Raw genomic sequence first — 15,863 nt, 5'->3', positions numbered from 1 at the left:
TAAAGTAGGCGAACGATTCGGAAAAGGAACTTTGCCATGACGACGTTACGCCTGCTTATCTCTGACTCTTACGATCCCTGGTTTAATCTCGCGGTAGAAGAGTGCATCTTCCGCCAGATGCCCGCCACCCAGCGCGTACTGTTTCTCTGGCGGAACGCCGATACGGTGGTCATCGGCCGCGCGCAAAACCCGTGGAAAGAGTGCAATACGCGGCGTATGGAAGAGGACAACGTCCGTCTCGCGCGCCGCAGCAGCGGCGGCGGCGCGGTGTTTCACGATCTGGGCAATACCTGCTTTACCTTTATGGCGGGTAAACCGGAGTACGACAAAACCATCTCAACGTCCATCGTCCTCAACGCGCTCAATTCACTCGGCGTGACGGCGGAAGCCTCCGGGCGTAACGATCTGGTGGTGAAAACCCCCGAGGGCGACCGGAAAGTCTCCGGCTCCGCCTATCGCGAAACGATGGATCGCGGGTTCCACCACGGCACCCTGTTGCTGAACGCTGACCTGAGCCGTCTGGCTAACTACCTGAATCCGGATAAAAAAAAGCTCCAGGCCAAAGGAATTACCTCCGTGCGCGGCCGCGTGGCAAATCTGGTGGAACTGCTGCCGGGAATTACTCACGAGCAGATTTGCGATGCGATCCGTGACGCGTTCTTTGAACATTACGGCGAGCGCGTGGAAGCAGAAGTCATCTCCCCTGACAAAACCCCGGACCTGCCCAACTTCGCCGAAACCTTCGCCCGCCAGAGCAGCTGGGAATGGAACTTCGGTCAGGCTCCTGCCTTTTCCCATCTGCTGGACGAGCGTTTCACCTGGGGCGGCGTGGAGCTGCATTTTGACGTGGAGAAAGGCCATATCACCCGCACGCAGGTGTTTACAGATAGCCTGAACCCGGCACCGTTAGAGGCGCTGGCGGCACGTTTGCAGGGCTGTTTGTACAGGGCGGATATGCTGCAGCAGGAATGCGACACGATGATTGGGGATTTCCCGGAGCAGGAAAAAGAGCTGCGGGAGCTGTCGGCGTGGATTGCACAGGCAGTGCGCTAGATGCGGTCTGGTGCCCTCACCCCGGCCCTCTCCCGCAGGGAGAGGGAGGGAAGAGAAAGAATTACTCTTTATCGCCCAGCAGAACGGATTCCAGCGCGATTTTGATCATGTCGTTGAAGGTGGTCTGACGCTCGGCAGCGGTGGTCTGCTCGTGGGTACGGATGTGGTCAGACACGGTGCAGATGGTCAGCGCTTTCGCACCAAACTCAGCCGCGACGCCGTAGATACCTGCCGCTTCCATTTCCACGCCCAGGATGCCGTATTTCTCCATCACGTCGAACATCTCGCCGCCGTCCGGGGCATAGAACAGGTCAGCAGAGAAGATGTTACCCACGCGCGCTTCAACGCCCAGCGCTTTTGCCGCGTCAACCGCGTCACGCACCATGCCGAAGTCAGCAATCGCCGCGAAGTCATGGTCTTTGAAACGCATGCGGTTAACTTTGGAATCGGTGCAGGCACCCATACCGATAACGATGTCGCGCAGCTTAACGTCCATACGGACCGCGCCGCAGGAGCCAACGCGGATGATTTTCTTCACGCCGAAGTCGGTGATCAGCTCTTTGGTGTAGATAGAGCAGGATGGGATACCCATGCCGTGGCCCATAACGGAAATTTTGCGGCCTTTATAGGTACCGGTGAAGCCCAGCATGCCGCGAACGTTGTTCACTTCACGCACGTCTTCCAGGAAGGTTTCTGCAATGTGCTTCGCGCGCAGCGGGTCGCCCGGCATCAATACGACGTCAGCGAAATCACCCATTTCTGCGTTAATGTGAGGAGTTGCCATCTTCAGTTCCTTTTACATTGTTGTTTTTGCCGGGTGGCGGCTACGCCTGACCCGGCCTACATTCTGTTCTCCCTCTCCTTGTGGGAGAGGGTCGGGGTGAGGGCATCAGGCCGCACCCAATCCGTTTAGAACATGGCCTTGCCATATTCCATGTCAGACGTACCAAAGTATTTCGCCAGGGTCTGGCCGATGTCCGCGAAGGTTTCACGGTGACCGAGCGAGCCCGGCTTCACTTTCGGGCCGTACACCAGCACCGGAATGTGCTCACGGGTGTGGTCGGTACCGGTCCAGGTTGGGTCACAGCCGTGGTCCGCGGTCAGGATCAGAATGTCATCTTCGCCCACCAGCTCCATCAGCTCCGGCAGACGGCGGTCGAACAGCTCAAGACCCGCTGCATAGCCCGCAACGTCGCGACGGTGGCCCCAGGAGGAGTCGAAGTCCACGAAGTTGGTGAAGACAATGGTCTTGTCGCCCGCTTCTTTCATCTCTTTGATGGTGGCATCGAACAGCGCATCCAGACCGGTGGCTTTCACTTTTTTGGTGATGCCGCAGTTGGCGTAGATATCCGCGATTTTACCCACGGACACCACGTGGCCGTCTTTCTCTTCAACCAGCTTCTGCAGCACGGTTGGCGCCGGTGGCTCAACCGCCAGGTCGTGACGGTTACCGGTACGCTGGAAGTTACCCGCTTTGTCGCCCACAAACGGACGCGCGATCACGCGGCCGATGTTGTAGCCGCCTTCGGTCAGCTCTTCACGGGCGATTTCGCACAGCTCGTAGAGTTTATCCAGGCCAAACGTCTCTTCATGGCACGCAATCTGGAACACGGAGTCAGCAGAGGTGTAGAAAATCGGCTTGCCGGTTTTCATGTGCTCTTCGCCGAGCTCATCCAGAATCACGGTACCGGAAGAGTGGCAGTTACCGAGGTAGCCCGGCAGGTTGGCACGCTTCACCAGCTTATCGAGCAGCTCCTGCGGGAAGCTGTTTTCGTGATCGGAGAAATAACCCCAGTCGAACAGCACCGGCACACCGGCGATTTCCCAGTGGCCAGACGGGGTGTCTTTACCGGAGGAGAGCTCGTGAGCCCAGGCGTAGGCGCCCACGACTTCCGCGTTGCCGTCCATACCGGCTGCGATTTTACCGGTAGAACCTTCATGCGCTTTCACCAGACCGAGGCGGGTCAGGTTAGGTAGAGTCAGAGGGCCTTTACGACCGTTGTCCGCTTCGCCTTTTGCACAGGCTTCCGCGATGTGGCCCATGGTATCGGAACCCACGTCACCAAAACGTTCTGCATCTTCGGTTGCGCCGATGCCGAATGAGTCCAGCACCATAATAAATGCACGTTTCATAATTGTTCTCCGTACGTAGTGCTTCAAAAATTATCGATCAGATCAGTATACCGCTATTCGGTGATACGGCGATAGACAGTCGGTGTGGTTTCCGGCGCTTTATCGTCAAGCGTAATTGCCGCTTTCACCGCTTTAGCCGCTTCCTGCCAGCTGGCTTCGTCTTTCGCGTGGATCACCGCCAGCGGACGTTGACCGTCAACGCTGTCGCCCAGACGGGCCATATCGGTAAAGCCGACGCTGTAATCAATGGTGTCTGACGCCTGACGACGGCCGCCGCCCATCGAGACTACTGCCATACCCAGCGCACGGGTGTCCATTGCAGAGACAAACCCTTCGCTATCGGCATACACCGCTTTGCTGAGCGTCGCGGTTGGCAGGTATTTCGCGTAGTTTTCGACGAAATCGGTCGGGCCTTTCTGGGCTGCGACCATGCGGCCGAAAATATCCGCCGCTTTGCCGTTATCCAGCACCGCCTGCAGTTTCGCTCGGGCTTCTGCGTCGTCTTTGGCCAGCTTGCCGGAGATTAACATCTCAACGCACAGCGCCATGGTGACGTCGAACAGACGCGGGTTACGGTATTCACCGGTGAGGAACTGTACCGCTTCACGCACTTCGACGGCGTTACCGGCGCTGGAGGCCAGCACCTGGTTCATGTCGGTGAGCAGCGCGGTGGTGCGCACGCCCGCGCCGTTGGAGACGCCAACGATCGCTTCGGCAAGCGCAGCAGAAAGTTCATAGGTCGGCATAAACGCGCCGCTGCCCACCTTCACGTCCATCACCAGCGCGTCCAGCCCTTCTGCCAGTTTCTTCGCCAGGATAGAGGCGGTGATCAGCGGGATGGAGTCAACGGTCGCGGTGATGTCGCGGGTGGCGTAGAAACGCTTGTCTGCCGGAGCAAGAGAGCTGGTCTGGCCGATAATCGCCACACCAACGTCTTTAATAATGTCGCGGAAGCGGTTGTCGTCCGGGAAGATATCGAAGCCCGGAATGGCTTCCAGTTTGTCGAGCGTACCGCCGGTGTGGCCCAGGCCGCGCCCGGAGATCATCGGGATGTAACCGCCACAGGCTGCCACCATAGGGCCGAGCATCAGAGACGTCACGTCACCCACGCCGCCGGTGGAGTGCTTATCCACAATCGGGCCGTTAAGGTTGAGGCTTTTCCAGTCCAGAACGGTTCCTGAATCTCGCATCGCCATGGTCAGCGACACGCGCTCAGGCATCGACATATCGTGGAAGAAAATGGTCATCGCCAGAGCCGCAATTTGCCCTTCTGAGACGGTGTTATCACGAATGCCGTTGATGAAGAAGCGGATCTCTTCATCGCTTAATGCATGACCATCACGTTTTTTACGAATAATTTCTTGTGCGAGAAACACGGTAACCTCCATGCGGAATCGGGGGAGTTGTGGCGGGTGGCGCTACGCTTACCCGCCCTACGATCCTGTCGACCGGATGAGCGAAGCGTCATCCGGCATTGTCTGGCAATCAGTAGCTGCTTGCGCTCTTACCGTCGCCATGACCCAGCGCTTTCAGCAGGCTGGCCAGCAGGCTGGACGCACCGAAGCGGTAGTGACGGGAATCGGCCCAGTCGGCGCCAAACAGTTCGTCGGCAATCGCCAGGAACTGCTGCGCGTCTTCAGCAGTACGCACGCCGCCCGCAGGTTTGAAACCAACGGTTTTGGATACGCCCATGTCGCGGATCACTTCCATCATGATGCGCGCGCTTTCCGGGGTCGCATTCACCGGCACTTTACCGGTAGAGGTTTTAATGAAATCCGCACCGGCTTTGATGGAGATTTCAGATGCTTTACGAATCAGCGCTTCTTCTTTGAGCTCGCCGGTTTCGATGATCACTTTCAGCAGCACGTTTGCCGCCGCGCACGCGTCTTTACAGGCTTTCACCAGGTCAAAACCGACCTGCTCGTTGCCGGCGATCAGCGCGCGGTACGGGAACACCACGTCAACTTCGTCTGCGCCGTAAGCAATCGCCGCGCGGGTTTCTGCCAGCGCGATCTCGATATCGTCGTTGCCATGCGGGAAGTTAGTTACGGTTGCAATGCGCACGTCCGGCGTACCCTGCTCTTTCAGCGTCTTACGGGCAATCGGGATAAAGCGCGGGTAGATACAGATGGCTGCGGTGTTACCCACCGGCGTTTTCGCCTGATGGCACAGGGCGATGACTTTTTCATTGGTGTCGTCATCGTTCAGGGTGGTCAGGTCCATCAGTTTCAACGCGCGCAGGCTGCTTGCAGTTAAATCGGTCATAACATTCTCCAACGGCAGTGCCGTATAAATTTTACCTTGCGGGTCTGTGAGTATTCTAACATTCACCCGCATCCACACTTCGACATTCATCACAGTTAATGAAAACTGCATACAAATTTGCATTACTGTAATGAGATCTTCTTCAAACTTTAGCGCGTAAATTGCCGACTAAAGCAGCGATACCCCCTGTCGGATCAAAAGCCCCGACAGGCTGGCTTCCTACAATCCGCTCATCATCCGCAGAACACTCAAGGAAGCGACTATGCCCCACTCCAGCCCCGACGCCCTGCAACAACGTTGCCAGCACATTGTCACAAGCCCGGTGTTAACCCCGGAACAAAAACGTCATTTTCTGGCGCTGGAAGCGGAAAACAACCTGCCTTACCCGGCACTTCCTGAGGCCGCACGAGCCGCACTGGACGAAGGGTTTATCTGCGACATGTTCGAAGGCCATTCGCCTTACAAACCCCGTTACGTTCTGCCGGATTACGCAAAATTTCTGGCTAACGGTTCAGAGTGGCTGGAGCTGGAAGGCGCGAAAGATCTCGACGACGCCCTCTCGCTGTTAACCATCCTCTACCATCATGTTCCGTCCGTCACATCGATGCCGGTCTATCTCGGTCAGCTTGATGCGATATTAACTCCATATGTTAGAATTCTAACACAAGAAGAGATCGATAGCCGAATAAAACGTTTCTGGCGCTATCTCGACCGTACGCTGCCGGATGCGTTTATGCACGCAAACATCGGGCCTGAAGATACGCCCGTCACGCGCGCCATTCTGCGTGCCGATGCAGAGCTGAAGCAGGTCGCGCCGAACCTGACCTTTATCTACGATCCCGATATCACCCCAGATGATTTGCTGCTTGAGGTGGCGAAAAACATTTGTGAATGCAGCAAACCGCATATTTCTAATGGCCCGATGAATGATAAAATTTTCACAAAAGGCCGTTATGGTGTGGTGAGCTGTTACAACTCCCTGCCGCTTGCAGGCGGCGGCAGCACCCTGGTGCGCCTTAACCTCAAAGCCATTGCTGAACGCAGCGCATCCATTGACGACTTCTTCACCCGCACGCTCCCGCACTACTGCCAGCAGCAAATTGCCATCATCGATGCACGCTGCGGTTTCCTTTACGAGCAATCTGGCTTCTTTGAGAATAGCTTCCTGGTAAAAGAGGGGCTGATTGATGCGGAACGGTTTGTACCCATGTTTGGCATGTACGGCCTGGCGGAAGCGGTAAACGCGCTCTGTGAGAAAGCAGGAATAGCGGGACGCTACGGAAAGGATGAACAGGCCAACGCGCTGGGCTATCGCATCAGCGAACAGCTTGCAGCGTTCGTTGAAAGCACGCCGGTGAAACACGGCTGGAAGCATCGCGCGATGCTGCACGCGCAGTCGGGGATCAGCTCCGACTCCGGCACCACGCCGGGCGCGCGCCTGCCTTACGGCGACGAGCCGGATCCCATCAGCCATCTGCTGGCCGTTGCGCCGCATCACAAACACTATCACTCCGGAATCAGCGATATTCTCACCCTGGAGGAGACGGTCAAACGCAACCCGCAGGCGGTGGTTCAACTTTGCCTGGGCGCGTTCAGGGCCGGTATGCGTGAATTTACCGCCAACGTAGCGGGTAACGATCTGGTCCGCGTGACCGGCTACATGGTTCGCTTGTCGGACCTGGAGAAATACCGGGAAGCCGGATCGCGCATCAATACCACGTGGCTGGGAGAAGAGGCCGCACGCAATACCCGTATTCTGGAACGTCAGCCGCGCGTGGTTAGCCATGAACAGCAGATGCGCTTTAGTTAGTCAGGTCATTCCTTTTTCCTGCGTGGACGGGCCGGGCAGCCGCCTGGCGCTGTTCCTGCAGGGCTGCAACCTGCGCTGTAAAACCTGCCACAACCCGTGGACGATCGGCCGCTGCAACGACTGCGGGGACTGTGTGCCCCACTGCCCGCACGACGCGCTAACGATTCAGGCCGGACGCGTCTGGTGGCAGGAGAGTGACTGCCAGCAGTGCGACACCTGCCTGCACCTGTGCCAGCAGCAGGCAACGCCTATGGCGCACCGCTTCAGCGTGGAAGAGATCCTCACTCAGGTCCGCAAATCCGCACCGTTTATCGAAGGGATCACCGTCAGCGGCGGCGAAGCCACAACGCAATTACCGTTTTTGATTGCCCTGTTTACCGCGATCAAAGCCGATCCCGCCCTGCGCCACCTCACCTGCCTGGTAGACAGCAACGGTCTGTTAGGCGAAACCGGCTGGCAAAAGCTGCTGCCGGTACTGGATGGCGCAATGCTGGATCTGAAGGCGTGGGGGAACGAGCATCACCGTTTCCTGACCGGACGCGAAAACCCGCAGATCAAGCAGAGCATCCGCTGGCTGGCAGATCGTCACCGTTTGACGGAACTCCGCCTGCTGGTGATTCCGGAGCTGTGTGATTATCTGGAACACCTCAAACCGCTAACAACCTTTATCCACGGGCTTGGGAATGTTCCGGTGCGTATCAACGCGTTTCATGCGCAGGGCGTTTACGGTGAGGCTGCGTCGTGGCGCAGCGCCACGCCCGAGGACGTTGAACCGCTGGCGCGGGCGCTGGAAAAACAGAAGATAACGGTGATTCGTCCGGCACTTTACCTATAGCGTGATGCCAAATACCGAACGGGTATTTTCCAGCAGCGCATCGGCAATCACCTCTTCAGGCTCTTTTCGCAGTTCACACAGGGTGGTAAACACGCGCGCCGCCTGTTCCGGGCGATTCGGCTGGCCCTGAAAACCATTCAGCGGCATATCCGGCGCGTCGGTTTCCAGCAGGAGCGCCGACAGCGGCAGCTGTGCCATCACGTCCCGGGTTTTACTGGCGCGCGGATAGGTGATGGTGCCACCGACGCCAATTTTATAGCCCAGTTCAATAAAACGCTGCGCCTGCTGCAGGCTGCCGGAGAAACCGTGCACGGCCCCTTTTCGCGGCAGATCGATGCGTTTCAGGTGCATCGCCAGCTTATCGTGCGTGCGTCTTGAGTGGAGGATCACCGGCAGATCGTGGCGCTTCGCCAGCCTGAGCTGCGCGTCGAGGATCGTCTGCTGGCGCTCAAACTGTGGATCCTCACGATAAAGATCGAGACCGATCTCACCGATGGCGACAAGTTTGTCTCCTGCGGTCTGCACGACCTCATCAAGCCTCTCAATGTGCTCATCAAGATGCCGTTCAATCACAATCGGATGCAGGCCGAGCGCGGCATAGAGCGCAGGGTGCTGTGTGGAAAGATCCAGCACTCGGGAAAAATAGGCCGCTTCCACTGCCGGCACAATGATAGCCTGAACGCCTGCTTCGGCCGCTTTCGCTATGCTTTGCGCTTCATCCCCCGTAAACGGCGGAAAATCAAAGTGGCAGTGGGTATCGACAAAGCGGAGCGTCACGCCAGATCCTCGTTATCCAGTAAAGCGTCATTCGCCTGCGGAATATCCACCAGCGGCATCGTCAGGGCGTCGTTGGCGACAATCGCAGGCGGCAAAATAATGCGTTTATGGCGATGAAGCGGCGGTTGCTCCGCCAGCATTTTCCCCACCGTCGCCAGGAAGTAACGCCCGCACAGCCGCCCCGTTTTGTAATCCATGCGCAGCGCAGGGACGCGGCTGCCCAGGGCCATGCTCAGCAGCGGCTTAGGCGGATAGATTTCAAAAATACGCAGCTTGCCCGGCGGTTTTTCAATGAAGCGCTGCATCGCGCCGTAGGTGGTTTCATGCTGCTTCGCGATGTTCACCAGCGGCTGCAGGCTGCTGTCGCCCAACCAGCGCTCCATCCGTTTGAACCACTGGGGCGTGTAATACATTTGCGACGGTACGGTACGGATCACCACAATGGTTTTCGCCCCGCGCCGGGCGGCTTCCTGCACCGGCACCGCGTCACTGATCCCCCCGTCCAGATAGCTAATACCGTCCAGCAGGGCACCGGTACGATAAAAGCCGGGGATCGCGCTGGAGGCGCGGATGATGTCCAGCCAGTTCTCCTTCTGAGGAGAAAAATAGCCCGGTGAATAGTCATCGCCCCGGCTGGCGCACATCCAGAACTCTTTGCCGCTATCAAACAGACGGGCAGCGGTATCCATGGCCAGCGGCATCTGGCTGGAGGTCGATTCCAGCAGCCAGTCGAGATCGATCAGGTTGCCGCCGCGCACAAAACGCACCGGATTAAAAAATTCTTTCGCCGTGGTGTAGCGCATGATGACCTTTCGCGCATAGCCAGGCTGGTTACACACATAGGCAGAGAGGTTCTGCGCCCCGGCAGAGGTGCCGAAGTAAAGGTCAAACGGGTTGAAGTGCGCGCGCATAAATTCATCCAGCACGCCGGCGGTGAAAATGCCGCGCTGTCCTCCACCCTCGCAGACCAGCGCGAGTTGACCTGCGCGAAACGGTTTTAACGTCAGCGGCGCAATATTGCCGAGCGTAACGGGAATTCGTTGCCCCACCTCTGCTTTCCTGTTTTGATTATTTTATAACACCACAGTAACGCACCCGACCTGTTCCGCAAATAAGAAAAAGCCAGTCACAGTGACTGGCTTTATTTTGTTGAAGGAATATTGCGTTTGCTACGGACGTCTACGACCCGTAAACAGGCTGACCAGGAACAGAATAATACCCACAACGAAGACAATTTTAGCTGCCCATGCCGCTGTACCTGCCAGTCCACCAAAGCCCAATGCGGCGGCAATTAACGCGATAACCAGAAATATAATGCCCCAACGAAACATAAGCTTCTCCTTTACCATAGTTAATGTCGGCCGCTAAACGTGAGCGCTCAGGTCACTCACCGGCGTTTTTCCAGAGTCGTTCTTATTTCGCCCGCAGGTTTTAACCAGACGGGCGAATGGTCCAGATTTACTTCGTTTTCAGATCGTTTTTAACGCTTTTCACACCGTCAATCGCTTTCGCGATGGACTCGGCGCGTTCGCTTTGCGCCTGCGAATCTACCGTACCGGAGAGCTGAACCACACCATCGGTGGTTTCCACTTTCACCTTGCGGGACGGCACGATGTCATCTGCTAAAAGTTTAGCTTTGATTTCGCTGGTGGTGGCTGCATCACCGGCATAACCTTTCACCGACGCGTTTTTACCGTCACGTACGTGCAGCTTATCGCTGACGGACGCAACGCCTTCAACGCCTTTCGCGACTTTCACCGCCTGTTCGGCCTGAGCCTGGCTTTCCACGAAGCCGCTCAGCGTGACCACTTTCTTGTCGGTCTTCACGGAAATATCGGTACTTTTGATGGCTTCATCATCCACCAGTGCGGCTTTCACTTTTGCTGTGATTGAGCTGTCGTCCATGAAGTTGCCGACTTTATTCATAGAGCTATCGATTTTTTGCCCTGCGGTATCGGCCGTGGACTGGGCTTTATCCATTGTGCTGCTTTCCGCCAGAGCGGAACCGCTCATCAGAACGCTACCCAGGGTTACAGCCAGCAGAGTTTTCGAAATCTTCAGTCTTGTCATATTCATCGATCTATTCCTGTGTTTACCCGTTATTCGGGCTACATACTTCCTTAGTAGTTTTATATATTGCGAATAAACACACGGGCAAAATGGACAACCTAAAGTCATGCATTGAACAGTTAATTTATCCACGCCCGGTGTTAAACACTGAGTTAAATATAGATCACTCTCACAGAGCCGCTTTCAGAATTGGGTAAAAAACGCGCGAATAGCGTGAAATTGCGTTGAATTAAGAACATTCCGCAAGGGATTAATAAGACAGGAATTAAAGAAGAGCACGGCGGGAGCCGTGCTCTGAGAGGGATTAGTGCTCGCGGGTTTTACGGAACTGAACGTCAGGGTAACGTTCCTGCGTCAGGTTCAGGTTCACCATGGTTGGCGCGATATAGGTCAGGTTATCGCCGCCATCCAGCGCCAGCTGAATTTCGTTCTTACGCTTAAATTCTTCAAATTTCTTCACGTCAGAACACTCAACCCAGCGCGCGGTCGCGACGTTCACGGACTCGTAAATCGCTTCCACGTTGTACTCGCTCTTCAGACGCGCGACAACCACGTCGAACTGCAGCACGCCGACCGCACCCACGATCAGGTCGTTGTTCGCGATTGGGCGGAACACCTGCACGGCGCCCTCTTCGGAGAGCTGAACCAGGCCTTTCAGCAGCTGTTTCTGCTTCAGCGGATCGCGCAGACGAATACGACGGAACAGCTCCGGTGCGAAGTTCGGAATACCGGTGAACTTCATCATTTCACCCTGGGTGAAGGTATCGCCGATCTGAATCGTGCCGTGGTTGTGCAGACCGATGATGTCGCCCGGATACGCCTCTTCAACGTGCGAACGGTCGCCCGCCATAAAGGTCAGCGCATCGGAGATCACCACGTCTTTCCCGGTACGCACCTGGCGCAGCTTCATGCCCTTTTCATACTTACCGGACACCACGCGCATAAAGGCCACGCGGTCGCGGTGTTTCGGGTCCATGTTGGCCTGAATTTTGAACACGAAGCCGGTGAATTTCTCTTCCTTCGCTTCCACTTCACGGGTGTCGGTTTTACGCGGCATCGGACGCGGCGCCCACTCCACCAGACCGTCCAGCATGTGGTCAACGCCGAAGTTACCCAGCGCGGTACCGAAGAAGACCGGGGTGATTTCACCGCTCAGGAACAGCTCTTTATCGAACTCGTGAGACGCCCCCTTCACCAGCTCCAGCTCGTCGCGCAGCTGCGCGGCCAGCTCTTCGCCGACTGCCGCGTCCAGCTCAGGGTTATCCAGACCTTTCACCACGCGAACTTCCTGAATGGTGTGGCCTTTACCGGTCTGATACAGGTAGGTTTCGTCTTTATAGAGGTGATACACCCCTTTGAACAGCTTGCCGCAGCCAATTGGCCAGGTGATTGGCGCACAGGCGATTTTCAGCTCGCTTTCCACTTCGTCCATCACTTCCATCGGGTCACGGATGTCACGGTCGAGTTTGTTCATAAAGGTGAGGATCGGCGTATCGCGCAGACGGGTGACTTCCATCAGCTTACGGGTCCGGTCTTCTACACCTTTCGCGGCGTCGATCACCATCAGACAGCAGTCCACCGCCGTCAGGGTACGGTAGGTATCTTCGGAGAAGTCTTCGTGGCCCGGGGTATCCAGCAGGTTCACGAGGCAGTCGTGATACGGGAACTGCATCACGGAGGTGGTAATCGAAATACCACGCTGCTTTTCCATCTCCATCCAGTCGGATTTTGCATGCTGGCTGGAGCCACGGCCTTTAACGGTACCGGCAGTCTGGATCGCCTGTCCGAATAGCAACACCTTCTCAGTGATGGTCGTTTTACCGGCATCCGGGTGAGAGATAATGGCAAAAGTGCGGCGCTTGGCCACCTCTTGCAGATAAGGAGACAACGTCATAATTAAATCTTCTTTTATAAGCGCGGCAGCACGCCACGCATCATGGAATACAAAATTGCGGCTATTTTACCCATCAATGGGGGGCAGGCAATCATTGTTTACACAGGAGTTGCTCCAGTTCGTTCAACGACGTCACGGTCCAGGTCGGCTCGATGCCTTCAGGCTTCACGCGGCCATGCGCGTTGAGCCAGACGGTCGACAAACCTGACTTCATGCCGCCCAGGATATCTGACTCTGCCGTATCACCCACCATCAGGACGCGATCGCGGTCAGGATGACCGGCCTGGGCCAGCGCGTAGTCGAAAATACGCGGATCCGGTTTAGGTACGCCCACCTCTTCGGAGATCACCAGCGCGTCGAAATGATCGCGCAGGCCGGTACGCTCGAGGCGGATCTGCTGCAGGGCAGTAAAACCGTTGGTGATGATCCCCAGTTTGACCTTGCCTTTCAACGCATTCAGCAGGGAAACCGCACCCGGCAGTGGCGCACAGATATCGGCCATCGCGTTCAGGAAGGCATCGTTCAGCGTTCCCGGACTGACCTTTAAGCGTTCCGCCCAGACGTCAAAACGCTGGTGCTGAAGCTGTAACGCGGTGATGGCACCGTTCTGGTAATCCACCCACAGCGGCTTGTTTACCGCCTGATAGTCCTGAAAATCTTCAGCGGTGAAGGTCACGCTATAGTCGAGAAACATCCGCTGCAGGCCGCCGAACGAGTCAAACGTAAACAGCGTTTCGTCGGCATCAAAGAAAATCCAGTCCCATTTCATCGTTACAACCTTATATTCGTTATCCAATCGGCAGAGCCATTATGATGGCGTCTTCACGTCCCTCTGCGGTGGGGTAGTAGTTACGGCGGACTGTCGCCTCGTTAAAGCCTAAGCTTTCATAGAGTGCGATGGCGGCGACATTCGACGCGCGCACCTCCAGCCACAGGGTGAAAACGTCACGGGTTTCGAGCTCACGAATGAGGTGCTCGAGCAGTTCTCTTCCCAGCCCACGGCGCTGGAACGCGGGATCAACCGCAATATTAAACAGCGTCGCTTCATCAAGAACAACCTGCGTGATCGCGAAGGCGGCCATGGTGCCGTCAACGTCCAGACGGAAGTTCAGATACCGTTCGCCCTGATTGCTGGCGAAGGTTTTTTCGCTCCACGGAAAGGCGTGGGCGCGTGTTTCAATCGCAAACGCTGTGGTCAGGTCAGGCGTCGTGAGGGAAGAAATCGTGTTCATATTCGCAGATTTGTTGCCATAGCGCGCTGCGCGCTTTTGGGTTGGCTTTCAGTTCGTCCAGCGCTGGCGAGCAGATCTGGCTCCCCTGGAGGGGGATCTCGTTTGTCTCTCCGATACGCCAGCTGTTACAGCGGCTATCAGGAGGAAGCATCGCGACACGCTCTGGCGTCAGCTGTAAAACCTGGTCGGCCGTCATCTTCAGGCTGCGAAGGACATCATCGATCAGGGGTTCATTCAGGGCAGGCAGTTCTTCCGCCACCATCACCAGGCGTACGTGCGCAGGGATGGAAATGGCGATTTCGCCCTGCAACGCCGTCGGGCGACGCAAAGCCCACTGGGTAATGCCCAGCTGCTGCAACTGCCAGTCTCGTCGGGATGTCATAGGGAAAACTCCTGTCTCTCAGGCGCGCAAATATAGCAAATGTGTCGAAAGTGCGCCATCTACCTACTATAATCCCCGCCTGAGTTTATTGAGGAACAATTCATGTCTGCATTTACCCCGGCAAGTGAAGTCTTGCTGCGTCACAGTGATGATTTCGAAGAAAGCCGTATTCTGTTTGCCGGAGATATGCAGGATGACCTGCCTGCGCGTTTCGACTGTGCTGAAAGCCGTGCCCACACCCACTACTACCACCACTGGCAGGTGCTGAGCCGCCAGATGGGCGAGCGCGCGCGCTTTAGCCTGGTGGCGGAGCAGAGCGATATTGCCGACTGCGATACGCTGATTTACTACTGGCCGAAGAACAAGCCTGAAGCCCAGTTCCAGCTGATGAACCTGCTCTCCCTGCTGCCGGTAGGCTGCGATATTTTCGTGGTGGGTGAGAACCGCAGCGGCGTGCGTAGCGCTGAACAGATGCTGGAAGGCTACGCGCCGCTGAATAAAGTCGACAGCGCACGCCGCTGTGGTTTGTATCATGGCCGTCTGGAAAAGCAGACAACGTTCGATCCACAGGCATACTGGGACGAGTACCAGCTTGACGGCCTGACCATCAAAACCCTGCCGGGCGTGTTCAGCCGCGACGCGCTGGATACGGGCAGCAAGCTGCTGCTCTCCACCCTGACGCCGCACACCAAAGGCAAAGTGCTGGACGTGGGCTGCGGCGCGGGCGTGCTCTCTACCGTGCTCGCCAGCCATTCACCCAAAGTGCGCTTAACCCTCTGTGACGTGAGCGCCCCGGCTGTTGAAGCCAGCCGCGCAACGCTTGCCGCAAACGGCATTGAAGGCGAGGTGATTGCCAGCAACGTCTTCTCCGACGTCACCGGTCGCTTCGACATGATTATCTCTAACCCGCCGTTCCACGACGGTATGGAGACCAGCCTTGAAGCGGCACAAACGCTGATCCGCGGCGCAACCCGTCATCTGAACAGCGGCGGCGAGCTGCGTATAGTCGCGAACGCCTTCCTGGCGTACCCGAAAGTGCTGGACGAAACCTTCGGCTTCCACGAAGTGATCGCCCAGACCGGCCGCTTTAAGGTCTACCGTACCGTCATGACGCGCCAGGCCAAAAAGTAATCTCCGCTCCAGCAGGCCGGATAAGCACAAGCGCCATCCGGCTCCGCATAGCGCCTGCATCGGCCATTTTTGCAGCAATCAAGGCGTCGCGCGCACTTTTCTGTTGACGTAAAGCTGAAAACATCTAGAATGCGCCTCCGTGGTTACGATACTTTTACAGTATCGATGGTATGCGAAGGTGGCGGAATTGGTAGACGCGCTAGCTTCAGGTGTTAGTGTCCTTACGGATGTGGGGGTTCGAGTCCCCCCCCTCGCACCATAAATCACAATGATATTGCTCG

16 protein-coding genes and 1 tRNA gene are annotated in these 15,863 nt (G+C 56.7%); 5 read left to right on the top strand and 12 right to left on the bottom strand.

Annotated elements, in window-relative coordinates:
- Positions 1–36 precede the first annotated feature (36 nt).
- On the top strand, positions 37–1,053 hold the full coding sequence (lplA, locus tag UR289_RS12155; protein ID WP_039260887.1) for a lipoate--protein ligase LplA: 1,017 nt from the start codon (positions 37–39) through the stop codon (positions 1,051–1,053).
- A 61-nt stretch (positions 1,054–1,114) separates the two neighbouring features.
- Here the strand turns inward: lplA and deoD are convergent, their stop codons facing one another.
- The 4 genes from deoD to deoC form a co-directional block, all read right to left on the bottom strand.
- Positions 1,115–1,837: a purine-nucleoside phosphorylase gene (gene deoD / locus UR289_RS12150; protein WP_010427122.1), complete on the bottom strand. Its 723-nt coding sequence runs from the start codon at positions 1,835–1,837 to the stop codon at positions 1,115–1,117.
- A gap of 125 nt (positions 1,838–1,962) precedes the next feature.
- Positions 1,963–3,186: a phosphopentomutase gene (deoB, locus tag UR289_RS12145; protein WP_087823439.1), complete on the bottom strand. Its 1,224-nt coding sequence runs from the start codon at positions 3,184–3,186 to the stop codon at positions 1,963–1,965.
- Positions 3,187–3,239: 53 nt separating this feature from the next.
- A complete protein-coding gene (gene deoA / locus UR289_RS12140) occupies positions 3,240–4,562 on the bottom strand; it encodes a thymidine phosphorylase (RefSeq protein WP_047060215.1) in 1,323 nt (440 codons plus the stop codon).
- Between the two features lie 109 nt (positions 4,563–4,671).
- Complete coding sequence (deoC, locus tag UR289_RS12135) at positions 4,672–5,451, bottom strand: deoxyribose-phosphate aldolase (protein WP_023310320.1); 780 nt, start codon at positions 5,449–5,451, stop codon at positions 4,672–4,674.
- 262 nt (positions 5,452–5,713) lie between these two features.
- Here deoC and UR289_RS12130 point away from each other — a divergent pair, with 262 nt between their 5' ends.
- Both UR289_RS12130 and UR289_RS12125 read left to right on the top strand, forming a co-directional pair.
- On the top strand, positions 5,714–7,261 hold the full coding sequence (locus tag UR289_RS12130; RefSeq protein ID WP_214538719.1) for a YjjI family glycine radical enzyme: 1,548 nt from the start codon (positions 5,714–5,716) through the stop codon (positions 7,259–7,261).
- Positions 7,236–8,096 carry a YjjW family glycine radical enzyme activase gene (locus UR289_RS12125; RefSeq protein WP_320710241.1) on the top strand — a complete coding sequence of 287 codons (861 nt, stop codon included), beginning with the start codon at positions 7,236–7,238 and terminating at the stop codon, positions 8,094–8,096. The genes UR289_RS12130 and UR289_RS12125 overlap by 26 nt, the downstream gene beginning before the upstream one ends.
- Here the strand turns inward: UR289_RS12125 and UR289_RS12120 are convergent.
- The 8 genes from UR289_RS12120 to UR289_RS12085 all read right to left on the bottom strand — a co-directional run bounded on the left by UR289_RS12120 (position 8,091) and on the right by UR289_RS12085 (position 14,451).
- Positions 8,091–8,873, bottom strand: a complete 783-nt coding sequence (locus tag UR289_RS12120) for a TatD family hydrolase (protein ID WP_320710239.1) — start codon at positions 8,871–8,873, stop codon at positions 8,091–8,093. The genes UR289_RS12125 and UR289_RS12120 overlap by 6 nt on opposite strands.
- Positions 8,870–9,922, bottom strand: a complete 1,053-nt coding sequence (locus UR289_RS12115) for a patatin family protein (protein WP_320710237.1) — start codon at positions 9,920–9,922, stop codon at positions 8,870–8,872. The genes UR289_RS12120 and UR289_RS12115 overlap by 4 nt, the downstream gene beginning before the upstream one ends.
- Positions 9,923–10,042: 120 nt before the next feature.
- On the bottom strand, positions 10,043–10,204 hold the full coding sequence (locus tag UR289_RS12110; RefSeq protein WP_003856556.1) for a DUF1328 domain-containing protein: 162 nt from the start codon (positions 10,202–10,204) through the stop codon (positions 10,043–10,045).
- A 127-nt stretch (positions 10,205–10,331) separates the two neighbouring features.
- Complete coding sequence (gene osmY / locus UR289_RS12105; RefSeq protein ID WP_069303640.1) at positions 10,332–10,949, bottom strand: molecular chaperone OsmY; 618 nt, start codon at positions 10,947–10,949, stop codon at positions 10,332–10,334.
- Between the two features lie 298 nt (positions 10,950–11,247).
- On the bottom strand, positions 11,248–12,837 hold the full coding sequence (prfC, locus tag UR289_RS12100) for a peptide chain release factor 3 (RefSeq protein WP_087823447.1): 1,590 nt from the start codon (positions 12,835–12,837) through the stop codon (positions 11,248–11,250).
- A gap of 91 nt (positions 12,838–12,928) precedes the next feature.
- Positions 12,929–13,606: a pyrimidine 5'-nucleotidase gene (gene yjjG / locus UR289_RS12095; RefSeq protein ID WP_039260913.1), complete on the bottom strand. Its 678-nt coding sequence runs from the start codon at positions 13,604–13,606 to the stop codon at positions 12,929–12,931.
- Positions 13,607–13,625: 19 nt separating this feature from the next.
- Entirely contained in the window at positions 13,626–14,069 is a 444-nt protein-coding gene (gene rimI, locus UR289_RS12090; RefSeq protein ID WP_033144573.1) for a ribosomal protein S18-alanine N-acetyltransferase, read from the bottom strand.
- Positions 14,038–14,451 carry a DNA polymerase III subunit psi gene (locus UR289_RS12085; RefSeq protein WP_033144572.1) on the bottom strand — a complete coding sequence of 138 codons (414 nt, stop codon included), beginning with the start codon at positions 14,449–14,451 and terminating at the stop codon, positions 14,038–14,040. Before UR289_RS12085 ends, rimI begins: the two co-directional genes overlap by 32 nt.
- A gap of 102 nt (positions 14,452–14,553) precedes the next feature.
- Here UR289_RS12085 and rsmC point away from each other — a divergent pair, with 102 nt between their 5' ends.
- Positions 14,554–15,582 carry a 16S rRNA (guanine(1207)-N(2))-methyltransferase RsmC gene (gene rsmC / locus UR289_RS12080; RefSeq protein WP_320710233.1) on the top strand — a complete coding sequence of 343 codons (1,029 nt, stop codon included), beginning with the start codon at positions 14,554–14,556 and terminating at the stop codon, positions 15,580–15,582.
- A 172-nt stretch (positions 15,583–15,754) separates the two neighbouring features.
- Positions 15,755–15,841: transfer RNA gene (locus UR289_RS12075), tRNA-Leu, on the top strand.
- Positions 15,842–15,863 lie beyond the last annotated feature (22 nt).

Origin of the sequence: Enterobacter sp. 302C9 (assembly GCF_034106085.1) — a bacterium.
In the GTDB taxonomy this organism is placed as follows: domain Bacteria; phylum Pseudomonadota; class Gammaproteobacteria; order Enterobacterales; family Enterobacteriaceae; genus Enterobacter; species Enterobacter asburiae_B.
This window is presented reverse-complemented; position numbering and strand designations above follow the sequence as displayed.

Coding starts and splice junctions, on each gene's coding strand:
- lplA (WP_039260887.1), top strand. CDS start 37: ATGACGACGTTACGCCTGCTTATCTCTGACTCTTACGATCCCTGGTTT.
- deoD (WP_010427122.1), bottom strand. CDS start 1,837: ATGGCAACTCCTCACATTAACGCAGAAATGGGTGATTTCGCTGACGTC.
- deoB (WP_087823439.1), bottom strand. CDS start 3,186: ATGAAACGTGCATTTATTATGGTGCTGGACTCATTCGGCATCGGCGCA.
- deoC (WP_023310320.1), bottom strand. CDS start 5,451: ATGACCGATTTAACTGCAAGCAGCCTGCGCGCGTTGAAACTGATGGAC.
- UR289_RS12130 (WP_214538719.1), top strand. CDS start 5,714: ATGCCCCACTCCAGCCCCGACGCCCTGCAACAACGTTGCCAGCACATT.
- UR289_RS12125 (WP_320710241.1), top strand. CDS start 7,236: ATGAACAGCAGATGCGCTTTAGTTAGTCAGGTCATTCCTTTTTCCTGC.
- UR289_RS12110 (WP_003856556.1), bottom strand. CDS start 10,204: ATGTTTCGTTGGGGCATTATATTTCTGGTTATCGCGTTAATTGCCGCC.
- osmY (WP_069303640.1), bottom strand. CDS start 10,949: ATGAATATGACAAGACTGAAGATTTCGAAAACTCTGCTGGCTGTAACC.
- prfC (WP_087823447.1), bottom strand. CDS start 12,837: ATGACGTTGTCTCCTTATCTGCAAGAGGTGGCCAAGCGCCGCACTTTT.
- yjjG (WP_039260913.1), bottom strand. CDS start 13,606: ATGAAATGGGACTGGATTTTCTTTGATGCCGACGAAACGCTGTTTACG.
- rimI (WP_033144573.1), bottom strand. CDS start 14,069: ATGAACACGATTTCTTCCCTCACGACGCCTGACCTGACCACAGCGTTT.
- UR289_RS12085 (WP_033144572.1), bottom strand. CDS start 14,451: ATGACATCCCGACGAGACTGGCAGTTGCAGCAGCTGGGCATTACCCAG.
- rsmC (WP_320710233.1), top strand. CDS start 14,554: ATGTCTGCATTTACCCCGGCAAGTGAAGTCTTGCTGCGTCACAGTGAT.